Consider the following 16777-nt stretch of genomic DNA (forward strand, 5'->3'; position numbering starts at 1 on the left):
CCCTGATTTCTGCACATCGACACGCCAGAGCAAGCGCTTTCCACCAGCGTTTTGGTGTGTCGATGTGCAGAAATCAGGGTGGACGACGGATTCACAGCGACGCGAAGGAGCCGGACAGGATCCTCAGGCGCAATCTTGAGGACCTGGACGGGACCCTCGCCACGCTGGACGCTCTAGAGAATCCACTACAGCTCGCCCTCATGCGAACAGGACTCGCAACGCGTCCCGATAACTATCGGGTGAATGGCGAGTCGTCGGCGAGACAAGCAGAATGTGGCGTCCTAAGCGCGTCGCATACTCGCCGGCGAGCGGAAGCATGACGCAGGTGGTAAAGCCGTTGCTCCAGGCTGCGATCAGGTCGTCAAGCGCTAGGTAGTCCGGGAAGGCCGGGCATGAGAGAAGCGCTGGGCTTTCACCCAGCGCTTCTCACGCATCGGACCTAGGGCATTACCCTCAATCCATTTGTCCGAACGAGTCGAACTTCGTAGCGGGGACAGGATTTGAACCTGTGACCTCTGGGTTATGAGCCCAGCGAGCTACCGAGCTGCTCCACCCCGCGGCGCTCGATCAACTATAGCCAGCTTCTCGGAGGCTGACAAACCGAGACCTCGTCCACCGTGGCAGTGGGGACGCGAAACCACCGCGAGGCCCGTGGTAGCACCCGTATGACTAGACTCAACGCCATCGTGCGACCATGTCAGTCAGGAGCGTCCATGAAGTCCACACGAGCCAGGGCACTTGCTTCGGCCCTCATCTCCGTGTTGGTGATCGTTCTCGCAGGGTGTGGGCAGTCGTCCACCGAGACCGCGGACCGCCAGCTGGTCGTGGGCGCCAGCGTCGCCCCGAACTCCATGGATCCCTCGACGTCCGACGCCGCCGCGATCTCACAGGCCCTGCTCTACAACGTCTACGAGACGTTGCTCAAGATCGACGGCGACGGGCAACTCCAGCCATTGCTGGCCAGCGAGTGGGCCGTGTCGCCTGACGGCCTCACGTACACGTTCACACTGCGTTCCCAGGCGAAGTTCTCGACAGGCGCACCGGTCAACGCAGAGGCCGTGGTCACCTCGGTCGAGCGGATCATCGACGACGACGCGGTGCTGCCCGTCCTGAAGACGCAGATGGAGGTCGTCGACTCGGTGCGGGCGGTGGACGACACCACCGTCGAGTTCGTCCTGAAGCATCCGTCGAACAACTGGCTGTACTCGATGGCCGAGAGGGCGGGCATCATCTACGAGCCGACCTCGCTGGCAGACCTGGCCACCACGCCTGTCGGCTCCGGCCCCTTCGTCTTCTCCGAGTGGGTCAAGGGTGACTCGGTCGTCCTCACGCGCAACGAGAGCTACTGGGGCACCGAGACCCGGCTCGCCGGGGTGACGTTCAAGTACTACACGGACGCCAACGCGCTGAACGCCGCCATGCTTTCGGGCAGCCTCGATGTGCTGTCCAACGTGGCTGCGCCGCAGGCGCTCGATCAGTTCGAGGACAGCCGCTTCACCGTGCTCGAGGGCACCACGACGGGTGAGATCGTCCTCGGCTACAACCACCAGACGCCGGCGCTGCAGGATCTCAAGGTGCGCCAGGCGATCAACTACGCGATCGACCGCGAAGCCCTCCGGGACGCGGTGTGGGCGGGCAAGGGGCCGCTGATCGGTTCGATGGTGGCGCCGACCGACCCCTGGTACGAGGACCTGTCGGGCGCGTATCCCTACGATCCCGACAAGGCCCGCGAACTGCTGGCCGAGGCCGGCATCGCATCGGGGAGCCTGACGCTGCGGCTGCGCGTCCCGACCCTGCCGTACGCGACGCCGGCGGCCACCTACATCGCCAGTCAGCTCTCCGAGGTGGGCATCCAGGTGCAGGTGGACGAGTTGGAGTTCCCCGCGACGTGGATCGACCAGGTGCTGCAACAGAGCAACTACGACATGACGATCGTGGCCCACGTCGAGAGCCGCGACATCTCGCTGTGGGCAGACCCCACCTATTACTGGCACTACGACAACGCCGAGTTCCAGCAGCTTCTCGTCGAGGCGGACGAGGCGTCCACACAGACCGAACAGACCGCCCTGATGAAACAGGCCGCACAGATCCTGTCGGACGATGCCGCCGCCGACTTCCTGTGGTTGCTGCCCAACCTGGTGGTCACGAAGTCGGACGTGACCGGTGTGCAGGCCAATGCGCCCAGCCTCAGCTTCGACATGACGGCGGCCGTAGCACCACCGCAGTGAGCCTCGCGGCCCTGGGACGTCGGCTCCTCTCGTTCGCCGTCAGCCTGTTGTGTGCCTCGGCGGTGGTCTTCGGACTGCTCAACCTGTTGCCGGGCGACGTCGCGGGCGTGATCCTCGGGCCCAACGCCACCCCGGAGTCCATCGAGGCGATGAGGACGAGGTTGGGCCTGGACCGTCCGGTGTGGCTGCGTTACCTCGACTGGCTCGGAGGATTGCTGACGGGGGACTTCGGCACCTCGGCGTTGAGCGGCGATCCGGTCGCCGGTGTGATCGGGTCCCGGCTCGCCGTCACGACCTGGCTCGTCGTCCTCGGCATGTTTCTCGCCCTCCTGATCGCCCTTCCGGTCGGCATGTTCGCGGCCATGCGCCGCCAACGCGTGGACGGGCTGGCGGCCTCCGGCCTGAGCCAGCTGGGCATGGCGGTGCCCGTGTTCGTCGTCGGGCTCGCACTCAGCCTGATCGTCGGGGTGAAGCTGCGCTGGCTACCGGCCAACGGCTACGTACCGTTGACCGACTCCCCAGGGCAATGGCTGGCACACCTTGTCCTTCCCTGTCTGACGCTCGGGCTGGTGCAAGGGGCCGTGCTCGTCCGGTACGTGCGCTCGGCGTTCATCGAGGTGCTGCAGACCGAGTACTTCCGCACCGCCCGTGCGATCGGCTGGCGGCGCTGGCCGGCGATGCTCCGCCACGGCCTGCGGAACGCGTCCCTGCAGATCGTCACGGTACTGGGGTTGCAGATGGCCACCCTGTTCGTCGGGGCGATCGTCGTCGAGAGCGTGTTCGCGTTGCCCGGGTTGGGCCTCTACCTGCTGCAGGTGGTGGCCAACCGTGACCTGCCGGTCGTCCAGTCGATCGTCATGGTGCTGGTGGCCCTCGTGCTGGTGATCAACCTGCTTGTCGACCTCGCCTACACGTTCATCGATCCTCGGCTGCGCGGCGACGCCACCGCCGCATCGGAGGCCGACGAATGAGGCGTAACCCGACTCTGGTGGCCGGTGCCGCGATGGTGGGCATCGTGGTGGCACTCGCCCTCGTCTCCGTCGTGTGGACGCCGTGGCCCGCCACCCAGGTGAGCCCCGACCGTCTTTGGCCACCGGGGTCCGCCCACCTGATGGGCACCGACGGTTTCGGGCAGGACATCTTCAGCCGCGTCCTCATCGGGGCACGCAGCTGCCTGTTGGTAGGGGTCGTGGCGGTGACGATCGGCGCGCTGCTGGGCGTCCCGCTCGGTGTCGTCGCGGCCATCGATCGTGGCGTGCTGGGACGAGTGCTCATGCGAGCCAGCGACATCCTGTACGCGTTCCCGGCGCTGCTGCTGGCGATCCTGCTCGCGGCGGCCCGCGGGCAGGGCTCGACCCTCACCGCGATGACCGCCATCGGGATCTCGTCGATCCCCGCGTTCGCGCGTGTGGCGCGGGGGGCGACGCTCCAAGTCCTTAGCCAGGACTACGTGCTGGCGGCACGCGCCTCGGGCATTCGGCGGACGACCATCGCCGTACGTCACGTGCTGCCCAACATTCTCCCGGTCGTCGTCGTGCAGGCCTCGGTGAGCTTCGGGCTGGCCATCCTCGCCGAGGCCTCGCTGAGCTATCTGGGGCTCGGCACCCCGCCGACCACCCCGAGTTGGGGTCGCATGATCTTCGAGGCGCAGCCCTACATGTATTCCGACCTCAACCTCGCGATCTGGCCAGGGCTGTTCATCGCGATCGCCGTGCTCGGGTTCAACCTGCTGGGTGACGGCCTGCGCGACCTGCTCGATCCGACGCTGCGGGAGGTGGAGCGATGAGCCTGTTGCGGGTGGACGATCTGACCGTGCGATTCGGCCGATCCCGGCAGCCCGCCGTCGAACGGGTGGGCTTCTCGATCGAGCCGGGGGAACGAGTCGGCCTGATCGGCGAGTCGGGGTCGGGCAAGTCGGTGACCGCGCTGGCGATCATGGGGCTGCTCGCCGACACCGCGTCGTGCACCGGATCGATCCGCTGGCACGATCGGGAACTGATCGGGATGCCGGACGCCGAATACTCGCGGTTGCGCGGCGAGGAGTTCGCGATGGTCTTCCAGGAGCCGATGACGGCCCTGGACCCCACGATGCCGGTCGGACGACAGGTGGCCGAGGTACTTCGGCTCCACGAGGGGGCGCCACCGGGACGGGCCAGGGGACGCGTCTGCGAGATGCTGTCTGCGGTCGGGTTGCCGGACGCCGAGCGCGTCGCGGACAGCTTTCCGCACCAGCTGTCCGGTGGCCAGCGCCAGCGCGTCCTGATCGCGATGTCCCTGATCAACACACCCGAACTGCTCATCTGCGACGAGCCGACGACCGCCCTCGACGTGACCGTGCAAGCTCGCGTCCTGGAGCTACTGCGACACGCGCTGGACGTCTCGTCCTCGGCGATGCTGTTCATCAGCCACGACCTGGCGGTGGTCAGCCAGATGTGTGATCGGCTGCTGGTCATGTACCGCGGCAGCGTGGTCGAGGAGGGCGCGATCGCCGACGTCCTGGCCCGGCCCAGCCACCCGTACACGGCGGGACTGATCGCGACGGCGGACATCGCGAGTGTGTCGCCCGGGCAGCGCCTGCCGGTCATCGACGACTTCTGGGATGTCCCCGTGGATGTGCCGGGCCGCGCAGGTGCCCGTCGTCCGCTCGGGTCGACGCGGAGGACACAGCGATGACGGCGACCCCGATCTACGAGATACGCGACCTCGTGAAGCTGTACAGGCGTGGCTCGCAGGAGGTCGTCGCCGTCGACCACGTCGACTTCGACCTGATGCCGGGAGAGCGGCTGGGAATCGTGGGGGAGTCGGGCTCCGGCAAGTCGACGCTGGTTCGCATGATGGCGGCTCTCTCGCGTCCGACGAGCGGAGACATCGCATTCGAGGGCACGTCGATCGTCGGACGCACGGACGACGAGCTCACCGGCCTGCGACGCGGCGTCCAGATGGTCTTCCAGGATCCGCGCAGTTCGCTGGACCCACGCATGACCGTGGGCGACATCATCACCGAGCCGTTGCGTTCGCGGGTCTGGAAAGGGATCACGCGCACCGATCGTGCAGCCCGGCTCGTGGAGGTGATGACGCAGGTGGGCCTGGATCCGCAGGATGCCTCGCGCTATCCCCACCAGTTCAGTGGCGGCCAGCGACAGCGCATCGCCATCGCGCGGGCACTGGCGCCCAAACCCCGCGTCCTCATCGCGGACGAGGCCGTCTCCGCCCTCGATGTCAGCGTCCGGGCACAGGTGCTCAACCTCATCGGCGACCTCGTTGCCGAGTACGGCCTGACGCTGGTGTTCGTCAGCCACGACCTGACGGTCGTCCGGCATGTCTGCGATGCCGTGCTCGTGCTGAGGTCGGGGCGGGTGGTCGAGCACGGCCCGACCGAGCAGGTGTACGTGGACCCCCAGAACCCCTACACGCGGCAGTTGCTGGCCTCGGTGCCTCGACTGCGGCGGGATGTGAACCCCTGAGGATACGCCGCGCAATGCGGGCAACGCTGGCTGAGCCTGTCGAGCCCGTTGCCGGACGGCAGTTCCACGACCCTTCGACAGGCTCAGGGGGCCCTTCGACAGGCTCAGGGGGCCCTTCGACAGGCTCAGGGGGCCCTTCGACAGGCTCAGGGGGCCCTTCGACAGGCTCAGGGGGCCCTTCGACAGGCTCAGGGGGCCCTTCGACAGGCTCAGGGGGCCCTTCGACAGGCTCAGGGAGCCCTTCGACAGGCTCAGGGATCGTTGATCAGCGCGTCCCTGAGAAATGATTGGGGTGGATCGTAGGTCGACTACGACCCAGGATCCACCCCAATCACGTGGACGGCGTGCGTCGGAGGGACGCACGGACGGACCATACAATGGTTCGTCGTGAAGGCACTCTTGCTCGAGAACATCCATCCCGAAGCCACCCGCATCCTGACCGAGGCCGGCTGGGACGTCGAGAACCGGCGTGGCGCCCTGTCGGAGGACGAGTTGATCGACGCGCTGGACGGCGTCCAGCTTCTCGGGATCCGATCGCGCACCCAGGTGACCGAACGTGTGCTGTCGAGTTGCCAGGGCGACCTGCGGGCCGTCGGTGCTTTCTGCATCGGTACGAACCAGATCAACCTGGAAGCCGCGGGAGACCTGGGTATCGCGTGCTTCAACGCCCCCTACAGCAACACGCGCAGTGTCGTCGAGCTCGCCATGGCCGAGATCGTCGTGATGGCCCGGCATCTGACCGATAAGAACCGGCAGATGCATCAGGGTGTCTGGGACAAGTCGGCTGCCGGGGCGCACGAGGTGCGCGGCCGGACGCTGGGCATCGTCGGCTACGGCAACATCGGCTCGCAGCTGTCGGTGCTCGCGGAGTCGTTCGGCATGCACGTCCTGTTCTACGACGTCGTCGACAAGCTCGCGCTCGGGAACGCGAAGCGTTGCGACAGCCTGGAGGAACTCTTGGCCAACGCGGAGACCGTGTCGCTGCACGTCGACGGCCGGGCAGAGAACCGGATGCTGTTCGGTGCCGATGAGTTCGCGCAGATGCGGTCGCGTTCGCTGTTCCTCAACCTGTGCCGCGGCTTCGTGGTCGACACGAAGGCGCTCGCCGAGAACATCACATCGGGTCACCTCGCGGGTGCGGCGGTGGACGTGTTCCAGACCGAGCCCAAGGCCGCCGGTGAGCCGTTCGTCAACGAGTTGCAGGGGCTCCCGAACGTCATCCTGACCCCACACGTCGGCGGGTCGACGCAGGAGGCACAGGTCGACATCGGCCGGTTCGTCGCGGGCAAGCTGGTCGACTACGTCGACTCGGGCTCGACCGTGATGAGCGTGAACCTGCCGCAGGTGCAGGTGCCCACGCAGCAGGGACGACGCGTCCTCCACATCCACCGTAACGTCCCGGGGGTGCTGGCGGCACTCAACCGGGTGCTGAGCGCCCACGACGCCAACATCGCGTTCCAGGCTCTGAGCACCAGCGGTTCGGTCGGCTACGTGGTGACCGACGTCACCTCGGCGTCGGCGGGGCTCGCCGAGGAACTCGCGGAGATCCCGGCGACGATCCGCTCGCGTGTCATCTGAGTCGAGGCTCCACCAGCCCGGTCCACGCGGGTGAGATAGGTGATTCCCGCGGGTGTCGTGTGCTCCCAGGACCCCTTTCGACAAGCTCAAGGGGCGTGGGCGGGACCGACCACGGGGACGCCGTAGCTTTGCTGGCCGCCGGTGGCTCAAGGGGCGCGGGTGGAACCGACCAGGGGACGCCGTAGCGGGCGTGGGGGGACCGACCCTTGAGCCTGTCGAAAGGGTATCTGGCGCACTGTGACGCCTGCGGGAACACATCGCGCCCGCGCGAGGTCACGCGGCCCGCGTGAACGTGCGCGGCTGAGCGGCCGGATCTGGTGGAGCAGATCGGCTCGGCGAAGCAGGCCGGCTCGGCGAAGCGGGACAGCCGGCAGAAGGTCAGGCGGTCTCGAGCGCGTCCGGCGCGGCGATGGGCACCGAGGTCGCGAGCACCTGGCCCTCGAAGAACTCGACGATGGTGAACCCCTGGTCTCCCCGGGTGGCCTGGTATCCGTCTTGTGCGCTCGCGGGGTCGTTGTCGTAGGCCACCGCTCTGGAGATCACGACGGGCACACCGGCCAGGGCACTGGTGGCAGCGACGTGCCAGTGGCCCGACAGGATCACCCGCACATCGGTTCCACCCACAACCTCGGCGAGCGCCTCGGTGCTGCGGAAGTCGTACGGCTGCAGAAGCGGGGTAGGAACAGGCACGGGCGGATGATGGACGACCAGTGCGGTCCCGTGAGGGGCAGGGGACGACAGCACATCACGTAGCCGTGCCAGCTGTGATCCGGTGAGCTCCCCGTATCCCGATGCCGGGACCGACGAGTCGAGGTGGACGATCCGCAGGCCGCGGACATCGGTCACCGAGTCGATCTCGTCCTGTGTCCGCGCGGAACCCAGCAGGTGCTCGTGGAAGCTCCCACGCTCGTCGTGGTTACCCATCCCGACGAGCACAGGGCAGCCGAACCGGGCAGACTGCTCGTCGAGGATCGCGCGCAGACGACGGTAGGCGTCGGGGGCCCCGGCGTCGGCGAGATCGCCGGAACAGACGAATGCGTCCACCCGCAGGCCCCGGGCCGCTACACGATCGAACGCTGCCTGCAGGAGCGCGTCGCTGTCGAGGACACCGTGTAACGGGCGGTGCTCGGCGGTCAGGTGCAGGTCACTGAGCTGGACGATCCGATGGGTCGGCTGAACTGTGGTCACCTCTCCAGCTTCCCCGGCACAGGTGAACGGCGTGTGACCGCCCGTTGAAGTCCCGGAGATCCGGAGTCAGGGATATGTTGATCAGCGATCCCTGAGCCTGTCGAAGGGTTGTGGAGCTGTCGTGCGGCAATGGGCTTCGACAGGCTCAGCCGCCATCGATCAGCGATCCCTGAGCTTGTCGAAGGGTTGTTGGTCTGTGGTTCGGCGACGGGCTTCGACAGGCTCAGCCAGCGTTGGTCAGCGATCCCTGAGCTTGTCGAAGGGTCGTGGGGCTGTGGTCCGGCGACGGGCTTCGACGGGCTCAGCCGGCGTTTTGCCTGCGTTGATCATCAGCCGGCGTTTTGCCCGCATTGATCATCAGCCAGCGTTGCCGGCGTTGATCAGCGGTTCCTCAGCTGTCCGCACCCTGTTCGGAAACAGGCGGACGCAAACGCTCGACGAGCGCCGCGTGCAGCCTGCCGTTGGTCGCGATGGCTCCAGGCCCGTGGGGGCCGTCGACGCCGTCGATGTCGGTGAACCTGCCCCCTGCCTCCCGGACGATCACGTCGAGCGCCGCCTTGTCGTGGAGGGCGAGTTCCGGCTCACAGGCCATGTCGACGGCCCCCTCGGCCACCAGCATGTAGCTCCAGAAGTCCCCGAAGCCTCGCGTGCGGTCGGCGTCACGCAGCAGGTCGACGAAGCCCTGGCCTCGTCCCGCGGCGATCCAGCCGCCGACCGACGAATAGGACAAGAACGCGTCCTCCACCGATCCGACACCGGACACATGGATCGGCGTCCCCTTGAGGAGGGTCTTGCCGACGAAGGCGCCCTCACCCTCGGCGGCCCACCAGCGGCGTCCCAGCAGAGGTGCGCTCACGACGCCGACCTTCACACGGCCCTCGACCATGAGGGCGATCAAGGTCGCCCAGACGGGCACGCCGCGCACGTAGTTCGCCGTGCCGTCGATCGGGTCGAGCACCCACTGGCGGGGGCCGTAACCGGTGTCGGCCATCTCCTCACCGTGCACGGCGTCGCGCGGACGAGCGGTCGCCAGCGTCCTGCGAAGTGCCTCCTCGACGGCTTTGTCGGCGTCCGACACGGCGGTGCGGTCGGGTTTGGTCTCGACGCGCAGGTCCTGAGCCCGGAAACGGTTGGTGGCGATCGAGTCGGCGTTGTCAGCCATCAGGTGGGCAAGGCGCAAGTCGTCGGTGTAGGAGGCCATGCCCCCAAGGCTAGTGGCTGTCGGCGGGGGACTGCTCCACCAGCGCGCCGACGATCCGCCGGAACGACTCGAGGCGCTCCGGGGTGAGGTCGCCGCGGGCCACGGCGTCGTCGAGCGCGCACTCGGGTTCGTCGGAGGTGTGGCGGCAGCCTCGAGGGCATGCCTCGGCGATGTCGGCCAGATCGGTGAACGCTTCGAGCACCGATGCCGGTGTCACATGGCTGAGACCGAAACTTCGGACGCCGGGTGTGTCGATCACCCAACCGTCGCCGCTCGGCAGTCGCAACGCGATCGCGGACGTGGAGGTGTGGCGGCCTCGTCCGGTCACCTCGTTGACCGCCCCGGTGCTACGGTCGGCGCCCGGCACGAGCCGGTTGATCAGCGTCGACTTGCCGACGCCGGAGTGCCCGACGAGCACGGTGACATGTCCGCTCAGCAGCTCGTCCACCTCGTCGAGGGCACGATCGGGGTCGGTGACGACCACGGGCAGCCCGAGCGGGGTGTACTGGGCGACGATGTCGTCCGGCGCCGCCAGATCGGCCTTGGTGAGGCACAGGATCGGAGCGACGTCGGCGTCGTAGGCGGCCACCAGGATGCGGTCGATCATGCCCGGCCGGGGCGGCGGGTCGGCCAGCGCGGTCACCACCATGAGTTGGTCGGCGTTGGCGACGATCGGACGCTCGCTCGGGTCGGTGTCGTCGGCCGTGCGCCGCAGCACGGTCGTGCGGGGCTCGACCTCCACGATTCGCGCGAGGGTTCCTTCGTCCCCGCTGGTGTCGCCGACGATCCGGGCGATGTCGCCGACGATCACACCCTTGCGGCCGAGCCGCCTGGCCTTGGTCGCGGTCACCATGGTGCCGGCGTCCAGAAGCTGGCAACGGTATCGGCCCCGGTCGATCGTGATGACCCGGCCCGTCTGCGCGCCGGTGAAGTCGGGACGATCCTTCGTACGCGGCCGGGAGCGCTTGGCCGGTCGCCCGAACGAATCGGGGTCGACATCGGCATAACGGCCGGCCGATCGCGCGACCGGGCTCACGCGCGGGTTCCCGCCCCGGCGGCGAGCATGGCGTCCCACCTGGTAGTGAAGTCGGGCATGGTCTTGCCGACCGCCGCGATGTCGTCCAGGACCACGCCCGGCACCTTGAGGCCGACGATGGCGGCCAGGTGCGCCAGCCGATGGTCGGCGTAGGCGCGGAGCGGCCGGGTGGGACGAAGACCGGTGCCCTCGAATCCGGCTCCCTCGATGCGCAGTCCGTCGTCCAGTTCGTCCACGTGGACGCCGAGGCTGGCCAGTTCGCGGGCGATGGCAGCGATGCGGTCGGTCTCGTGTCCCCGGATGTGGCCGACTCCGCGGATGACGGTCGTGCCCTCGGCGAAGACCGCGAGCGCCGCGACGACCGGTGTCAGCTCGCTCGCGGCGTGCAGGTCGAGGTCGGCGCCGTGCAACGGGCCGGCGGCGTGCGCGGTCAGCAGGTCGCCGACCAGCTCATAGCGGGCGCCCAGAGCGTCCAGGACATGACGGATGTGGTCGCCGGGCTGGGTGGTCAACGACGGCCACCCCGGCACGGTCACCCGCCCGCCGCTCACGACCCCCGCGGCGAGAAAGACCGACGCGTTGGTCAGATCAGGTTCGATGCGCTGGTCACGAGCGGCGATGACGCCCGGCGACACGCGCCAGACGCCGGGGCGGGAATCGTCGACCTCCACGCCACGGGCGCGCAGCATCGCGACGGTCATCGCGATGTGCGGGGCCGAGGGCACCGTGCTACCGGTGTGATGCAGGACGATGCCGTGGGGCAGGCGGGGCGCGGCCAGCAGGAGCGCGGAGACGAACTGGCTGGACGCGCTGGAGTCGATGGCGACCTCGGGTCCGCGAAGCCGATGCGGCGCCGTGAGCGTGAACGGCAGCGAGTCAGCGTCCGCCTCGGCCCCGAGTTGGCGCAGCCCATCGAGCAGTGGGGCCATCGGGCGCTCACCGGCGCGTTCGTCCCCGAAGAACCGGGTCGTCCCGGGAGCCAGGGCCGCGATGGGGGGGACGAACCGCATCACCGTGCCCGCCAAGCCGCAGTCGATGCCCGAGGGCACCGCCTGGAAGGCATCCGGGGGTCGCACGACCAGGATCGGGGAGCCGTCCGATTCCGACGGCTCGTCACTGATCTGCGCGCCGAGGGCACACAGGGCGTCGATCATCAAGTCGCTGTCGCGCGCCCTGAGGACGCCGATCAGGCGGCTCGGCGCGCCGGCCAAGGCGGCCAGGACGAGCGCGCGGTTGCTCTCGGACTTCGATCCGGGAAGCGGGCAGACGGCGTCGACGGGCCCGGCCGGCCTTGGGGCGGGCCACCCCTCGGCGCTCAGTTGAGCACGCCCTTCACCTGGTGATTGACCTTCTTGACGATCTTCTCCGGGGCGGCCGAGGCCCGCTTGGCCGCGCGCTTCAGAGCCCGTGCGCGGCGCCCGGCCTGCTTGCCGGCCGACTTGCTCGCCGAACTGGCGCGACCCTCGATGGCTGCCCGCGACTGCTGGGCGCGCCAGCGGAGACCGGGCCTGCCGTTCGTGTCCTGCGTGGCGACGACGCCGGCGCCCAGGAGTGCGGCGCTGGTGAGGATGTCGGCGGAGTCGCGGCTGCCGGCGGCGCTGACGACCCTGGGAACCGTCGCGACGGTGAGCAGCACGGCACCGGGACGACGGGCGAAGCCCGTGGCGTAGGCGATGCCGCCGACGATCTGGGCGATGCCGAGCAGACGCGTCCACGTGCGGAGATCCTCCGGGACACGATCGGCGGCGTCGGGAGGCAGGACGGACTGCACCGCGGGGACGACCCTGTCGACCGTGGGGCCGAGCTCGTCGGCGTGCTGATCGGGTTTGGTGAGCAACTGGTAGCCGTCCGCCACGAAGAAGGCTGAGTACAGGACGCGACCGGCGAATCGCAGCAATGACATAGTCCATTCCTACTCGGTCGAGGCGGCCGGAGCCACCGGTTTGCGGATTTCCCACACTAGTCTGGCGGCATGTGCGGGCGCTACGCGGCCTCGGTCCAGACGGACAGGCTGATCGAGATCTTCGGGACCGAGGGGGGACCGCGGCGTGATCCGGAGCCTGAGGCGACCGGGCCCACGGACTGGACGCGGTCGCGGTGGAACATCGCACCGACCGATGTCGTCCCGAGCATCCTCGAACGACAACGCGACGGTCAGGTCGTCAGGCGGCTGGAAGGCCTGCGGTGGGGGCTCGTCCCCAGTTGGTCCACCTCGGCCGCCACGGGTGCCCGCATGATCAACGCCCGGCTCGAGACGGTGACCACCAAGCCGTCCTTCAAGCGCGCCTTCGCCGCCCGGCGGTGTCTGCTCCCGGCCGACGGGTACTACGAGTGGTATCCGGCGACCGCGGCCGGGCGTGCGTACAAGCAGCCCTTCTACATTCATCCCCACGAAGGTCTCATGGCGATGGCCGGCATCTACGAGTTCTGGCGCGACCCGCGCCACGGCCCGGACGACGGGTGGCTGGTCAGTTGCGCCATCATCACGACCGCGGCCTCCGACGATCTCGGGCGCATCCACGATCGCATGCCCGTCCAGGTGGCCCCGGATGACTGGGACGCCTGGCTCGACCCCGCGCTCACCGACTCCGGCAAGGCAAGACAACTCGTCCACGTACCACTGCCCGGGGAGATGACCGCGCATGCGGTCTCCACCCGGGTGAACCGGGTGGGCAACGACGGCCCTGATCTCGTCGTTCCTATCGCCGAGGCTTCCTGAAGCGTTCGAGACGAGCTCTTCGACGGGCTCGGGGACCCTTCGACAGGCTCAGGGATCCTTCGACGGGCTCAGGGGGCGTACGACGGGCTCGGGGACCCTTCGACAGGCTCAGGGATCCTTCGACGGGCTCAGGGACCCTTGGCGGGGGGACGACGGGCTCGGGGGCGTACGAAGGTCGCACCACGACCCGCGTCCGGGGAATAGTCGCATCGCGTGACGCGTTGGGTGGGTATGTCCACGTGCGCAACGCTTGAACGCGATCCGGCGGGTACCTCAACTCGCGGCGGTCACAGCCGGGTTGTGCGGGATTCGGTAGTCTGGGCCCCGATGAGCATTCCTGCCGCCGATGTTCGGGACACCGAGACTGATGAGGAACGCGCCGCCCGCTTCGAGCGGGACGCCATGTCGTACCTCGATCAGTTGTATGGTGCCGCCCTGCGCATGACACGGAACGCCGCCGATGCCGAGGATGTCGTCCAGGAGACCTACGCGAAGGCGTTCGGGTCGTTCGGGCAGTTCAAGCCCGGGACGAACCTCAAGGCATGGCTGTTCCGGATCCTCACGAACACCTACATCAACTCGTACCGCAAGGCGCAACGCCAGCCCCAGGTGAGCGGGTCGGCCGACGTCGAGGACTGGCAACTCGCCCGCGCGGCGTCCCACACCTCCGAGGGGCTGCCCTCGGCGGAGCGGGACGCGCTCGACAAGATGCCCGACTCGGCGGTGACCGAGGCACTCGACTCGCTGTCGCCCGACTTCCGTCAGGCGGTTCTGCTGGCCGATGTCGAGGGCTTCTCGTACAAGGAGATCGCCGAGATCATGGGGACGCCGATCGGCACCGTGATGTCGAGACTCAACCGGGGACGCGCACAACTGCGCACCAAGCTCGCCGACTATGCGGCGCAGCGGGGCATCGGCCGCGACCGCAGCCGCGACCCGGAACGGGAGCACGCCGATGATTGAGTTCCCGATCGAGTTCCCCGACGACCTGGCGGCCGAGAACGAATGCGATCTCGCGATGCGCGGCGTCCACGCCTTCCTGCACGGGGAACTGCCCGAATCGTCCGCCGATGAGATCCGCAGGCATCTTCTCGCCTGCGAGAAGTGCATGGACAACTTCGATGTCGAGACCTTCATCGGAGCGCTGCTGAGGCGCTGTTACGGGCCGACGCAGGCTCCCGAACCGCTGCGCATGCGCATCACCAGGCTCTCCATCACCACACACGAGACCGGTCCCGAATCGGTCTGAGGGCATGACCGCGCACGGCTGAGGCATCGCGCGTGCCCCTGCACACTTTCATGCGTCGCCCCACGACACCAACGATCCCCGGTAGCCATGCTGCCGGGGATCTGTGCTGATCAGGTCTGCGCTCTCAGGCGTTGGGGCGCTTGCCGTGGTTGGCAGCGCCCTTGCGACGAGCGCGACGCTTGCGTCCACCCTTACCCATGTCGGTCCTCCAGATCTCCCCGCTCGGGGTCGTCAGCCTTCCGCGCCCGAGGCGCACAATCGTCCATTGTGCCAAATTCGGGCCCAGCTCCCAAACCGGGGGCATCGTTGCTTGCCGGGGGCTCAGAGATGGGTGGCTGTGGGGGTCGGTCTATTGTGGTCATCATGCTGCGCCTGTCCCAGGTGATGTCCGACCACACCCGTCTGGGTCCTGATGATTCCGCCTGGCTGGAGGCGTTCGAGCGGGAATGGCACCTGCTGGCCGACACCAGCTTCTCCGACCTCATCCTGTGGCTGCAGGACGCGGACGACGAGAACGTCTTCTGGGCGGCCGCCCAGGTGCGTCCCACCACGGGCCCGACGGCGGTCGAGGACGACGTGGTCGGCGACACGGTCAGCTACGACCCCGAGTCGCTGGTCACCTCCGCCTGGCTGAGCCGCGAGATCGTCGAGACCAGCGACAACCGCCTGCGCGCCGGAATACCGGTGGACGTCTGGGCGATCCCGGTCGTCCGGCACGACGAGGTCATCGCCGTGGTCGAGCGCCACACCAACCGCATGGGTGTCCGTGCGCCGGGAGCGCTCGAGGACACCTACCTGGCGATGGCCGACACCCTCAGCGACATGCTGTGGCGGGGCGAGTTCCCCGTCAGCCCGCCGAGCGACCCGACCATGAGCCCCCGGGTGGGCGACGGGGTGCTGTGGGTGGACGTCGACGGCAGCGTCGACTACGCCAGCCCGAACGCGGTGTCATGTTTGCGCAAGCTGGGGCTGGTGGGCGACTTCATCGGCGAGGACGTGCGGACCATCGTGCCGTCGGTGGCCGAGCACCTCGCGGGCCACGGCGACCATCACACGAGCCCGTGGGAGCTGACCGCGGAACAGCCCGACGCGAGCGTGCGCTTCCGCGTGCTCCCGCTGACCGCGGGAGGCGCCTGGGTTGCCACCGTCGTCCTGTGCCGCGACGTCACGCTCCTGCGCGAGCGCGAGCGCCAGCTCGTCACCAAGGACGCGACCATCCGCGAGATCCACCACCGCGTGAAGAACAACCTGCAGACGGTCGCGGCTCTGCTGCGGCTCCAGTCGCGCCGGATGAGTTCGCCCGAGGCGAAGGACGCGCTTCGCGACGCCATGCGGCGGGTCCAGTCGATCGCCGCGGTGCACGAGATCTTGTCGCAGGGGTTCAACGAGGCGGTCGAGTTCGACGACATCGCCGACCGCATCCTGTTGATGGTGGGAGACGTCGCATCGGCCACGGGACAGGTACAGGCCCGGCGTGAGGGCTCGTTCGGCCAGGTGCCGGCCGACGTGGCCACGTCACTGTCGCTGGTCATGACCGAACTGCTCCAGAACGCCATCGAGCACGGCCTGATGTCGCGTAGCGGCGAGGTGCTCGTCCACCCCCAGCGGACGGCCGACGGCCTGATCCTCGACGTCGTCGACAACGGCGCCGGGCTGCCGGACGGGTTCGACCTGTCGAGTGCGAGCAGCCTGGGGCTGTCGATCGTGTCGACGCTCGTGAAAGACCTGGGGGGCGAGTTCAGCCTCACGAACAACGCGAACGGCGGCTCGACGGCGCGGGCGCGGGTGAGCTGGGAGTCGGAGTAGTCAGCTGGTGCGCAGCCGCGCCCGCGACGCGCGGCGTTTCATGGCGCGCCGCTCGTCCTCGGACAATCCACCCCACACGCCGTGGTCCTGCCCGGCGTCGAGGGCCCAACTCAGGCACTCCTCGCGCACATCGCAGCGCCGGCACACGCGCTTGGCTTCTTCGACCTGAGCGAGCGCGGGCCCGGTGTTGCCGATCGGGAAGAACAGCTCGGGATCCTCGGTCAGGCACGCTGCGCGGTGGCGCCAGTCCATCGAAATTCGACTCCTTCTAAACGACGCGGGAGAAAACCCGCCAGACAACCTTGCCA

The 16777-nt window shown here is 68.3% G+C and carries 17 protein-coding genes and 1 tRNA gene; 10 read left to right on the forward strand and 8 right to left on the reverse strand.

What is annotated here, in order from left to right:
- Positions 1-485: 485 nt before the first annotated feature.
- A tRNA-Met gene (locus FB473_RS05260) sits at positions 486-559 on the reverse strand.
- 154 nt (positions 560-713) lie between these two features.
- On the opposite strand from FB473_RS05260, the gene FB473_RS05265 reads away from it, so the two are divergent.
- The 6 genes from FB473_RS05265 (at position 714) to serA (ending at position 7270) form a co-directional block, all read left to right on the forward strand.
- Positions 714-2228, forward strand: coding sequence for an ABC transporter substrate-binding protein (locus tag FB473_RS05265; protein WP_167165403.1), 1515 nt, complete (start codon positions 714-716; stop codon positions 2226-2228).
- Positions 2225-3199, forward strand: coding sequence for an ABC transporter permease subunit (locus FB473_RS05270; protein WP_167165404.1), 975 nt, complete (start codon positions 2225-2227; stop codon positions 3197-3199). The genes FB473_RS05265 and FB473_RS05270 overlap by 4 nt, the downstream gene beginning before the upstream one ends.
- Positions 3196-4014 carry an ABC transporter permease gene (locus FB473_RS05275; protein ID WP_167165405.1) on the forward strand — a complete coding sequence of 273 codons (819 nt, stop codon included), beginning with the start codon at positions 3196-3198 and terminating at the stop codon, positions 4012-4014. Before FB473_RS05270 ends, FB473_RS05275 begins: the two co-directional genes overlap by 4 nt.
- Positions 4011-4901: an ABC transporter ATP-binding protein gene (locus tag FB473_RS05280; RefSeq protein WP_167165406.1), complete on the forward strand. Its 891-nt coding sequence runs from the start codon at positions 4011-4013 to the stop codon at positions 4899-4901. The genes FB473_RS05275 and FB473_RS05280 overlap by 4 nt, the downstream gene beginning before the upstream one ends.
- Positions 4898-5692 carry an ATP-binding cassette domain-containing protein gene (locus FB473_RS05285; protein WP_208390446.1) on the forward strand — a complete coding sequence of 265 codons (795 nt, stop codon included), beginning with the start codon at positions 4898-4900 and terminating at the stop codon, positions 5690-5692. The genes FB473_RS05280 and FB473_RS05285 overlap by 4 nt, the downstream gene beginning before the upstream one ends.
- Before the next feature lie 387 nt (positions 5693-6079).
- Positions 6080-7270 (forward strand): phosphoglycerate dehydrogenase, encoded by a 1191-nt coding sequence (gene serA, locus FB473_RS05290; protein WP_167165407.1) that lies wholly within the window; start codon positions 6080-6082, stop codon positions 7268-7270.
- Positions 7271-7648: 378 nt separating this feature from the next.
- Here serA and FB473_RS05295 read toward each other — a convergent pair whose 3' ends face one another.
- The 5 genes from FB473_RS05295 to FB473_RS05315 all read right to left on the reverse strand — a co-directional run bounded on the left by FB473_RS05295 (position 7649) and on the right by FB473_RS05315 (position 12598).
- Positions 7649-8458, reverse strand: a complete 810-nt coding sequence (locus tag FB473_RS05295) for a metallophosphoesterase (protein WP_167165408.1) — start codon at positions 8456-8458, stop codon at positions 7649-7651.
- A 391-nt stretch (positions 8459-8849) separates the two neighbouring features.
- The gene (locus tag FB473_RS05300; protein WP_167165409.1) at positions 8850-9659 is read right to left on the reverse strand and encodes an inositol monophosphatase family protein; all 810 of its coding nucleotides are present in this window, start codon (positions 9657-9659) and stop codon (positions 8850-8852) included.
- Positions 9660-9669: 10 nt separating this feature from the next.
- On the reverse strand, positions 9670-10695 hold the full coding sequence (rsgA, locus tag FB473_RS05305) for a ribosome small subunit-dependent GTPase A (protein WP_167165410.1): 1026 nt from the start codon (positions 10693-10695) through the stop codon (positions 9670-9672).
- Positions 10692-12014 (reverse strand): 3-phosphoshikimate 1-carboxyvinyltransferase, encoded by a 1323-nt coding sequence (gene aroA, locus FB473_RS05310; RefSeq protein ID WP_167169118.1) that lies wholly within the window; start codon positions 12012-12014, stop codon positions 10692-10694. Before aroA ends, rsgA begins: the two co-directional genes overlap by 4 nt.
- A complete protein-coding gene (locus FB473_RS05315; protein WP_167165411.1) occupies positions 12011-12598 on the reverse strand; it encodes a DoxX family membrane protein in 588 nt (195 codons plus the stop codon). Before FB473_RS05315 ends, aroA begins: the two co-directional genes overlap by 4 nt.
- Positions 12599-12667: 69 nt before the next feature.
- Here FB473_RS05315 and FB473_RS05320 point away from each other — a divergent pair, with 69 nt between their 5' ends.
- The 3 genes from FB473_RS05320 to FB473_RS05330 all read left to right on the forward strand — a co-directional run bounded on the left by FB473_RS05320 (position 12668) and on the right by FB473_RS05330 (position 14663).
- Positions 12668-13414, forward strand: a complete 747-nt coding sequence (locus tag FB473_RS05320; protein WP_167165412.1) for an SOS response-associated peptidase — start codon at positions 12668-12670, stop codon at positions 13412-13414.
- A gap of 327 nt (positions 13415-13741) precedes the next feature.
- A complete protein-coding gene (locus tag FB473_RS05325) occupies positions 13742-14377 on the forward strand; it encodes a sigma-70 family RNA polymerase sigma factor (protein WP_208390447.1) in 636 nt (211 codons plus the stop codon).
- A complete protein-coding gene (locus tag FB473_RS05330) occupies positions 14370-14663 on the forward strand; it encodes a zf-HC2 domain-containing protein (protein WP_167165413.1) in 294 nt (97 codons plus the stop codon). Before FB473_RS05325 ends, FB473_RS05330 begins: the two co-directional genes overlap by 8 nt.
- Positions 14664-14787: 124 nt before the next feature.
- Here FB473_RS05330 and FB473_RS18575 read toward each other — a convergent pair whose 3' ends face one another.
- Positions 14788-14862 carry a 50S ribosomal protein bL37 gene (locus FB473_RS18575; RefSeq protein ID WP_376837189.1) on the reverse strand — a complete coding sequence of 25 codons (75 nt, stop codon included), beginning with the start codon at positions 14860-14862 and terminating at the stop codon, positions 14788-14790.
- Positions 14863-15026: 164 nt separating this feature from the next.
- Here FB473_RS18575 and FB473_RS05335 point away from each other — a divergent pair, with 164 nt between their 5' ends.
- Positions 15027-16469, forward strand: a complete 1443-nt coding sequence (locus tag FB473_RS05335) for a sensor histidine kinase (protein WP_167165414.1) — start codon at positions 15027-15029, stop codon at positions 16467-16469.
- Here the strand turns inward: FB473_RS05335 and FB473_RS05340 are convergent, their stop codons facing one another.
- The gene (locus FB473_RS05340) at positions 16470-16721 is read right to left on the reverse strand and encodes a WhiB family transcriptional regulator (protein WP_167165415.1); all 252 of its coding nucleotides are present in this window, start codon (positions 16719-16721) and stop codon (positions 16470-16472) included.
- Positions 16722-16777 lie beyond the last annotated feature (56 nt).

The organism is Brooklawnia cerclae, from assembly GCF_011758645.1.
Classification (GTDB): Bacteria; Actinomycetota; Actinomycetes; order Propionibacteriales; family Propionibacteriaceae; genus Brooklawnia; species Brooklawnia cerclae.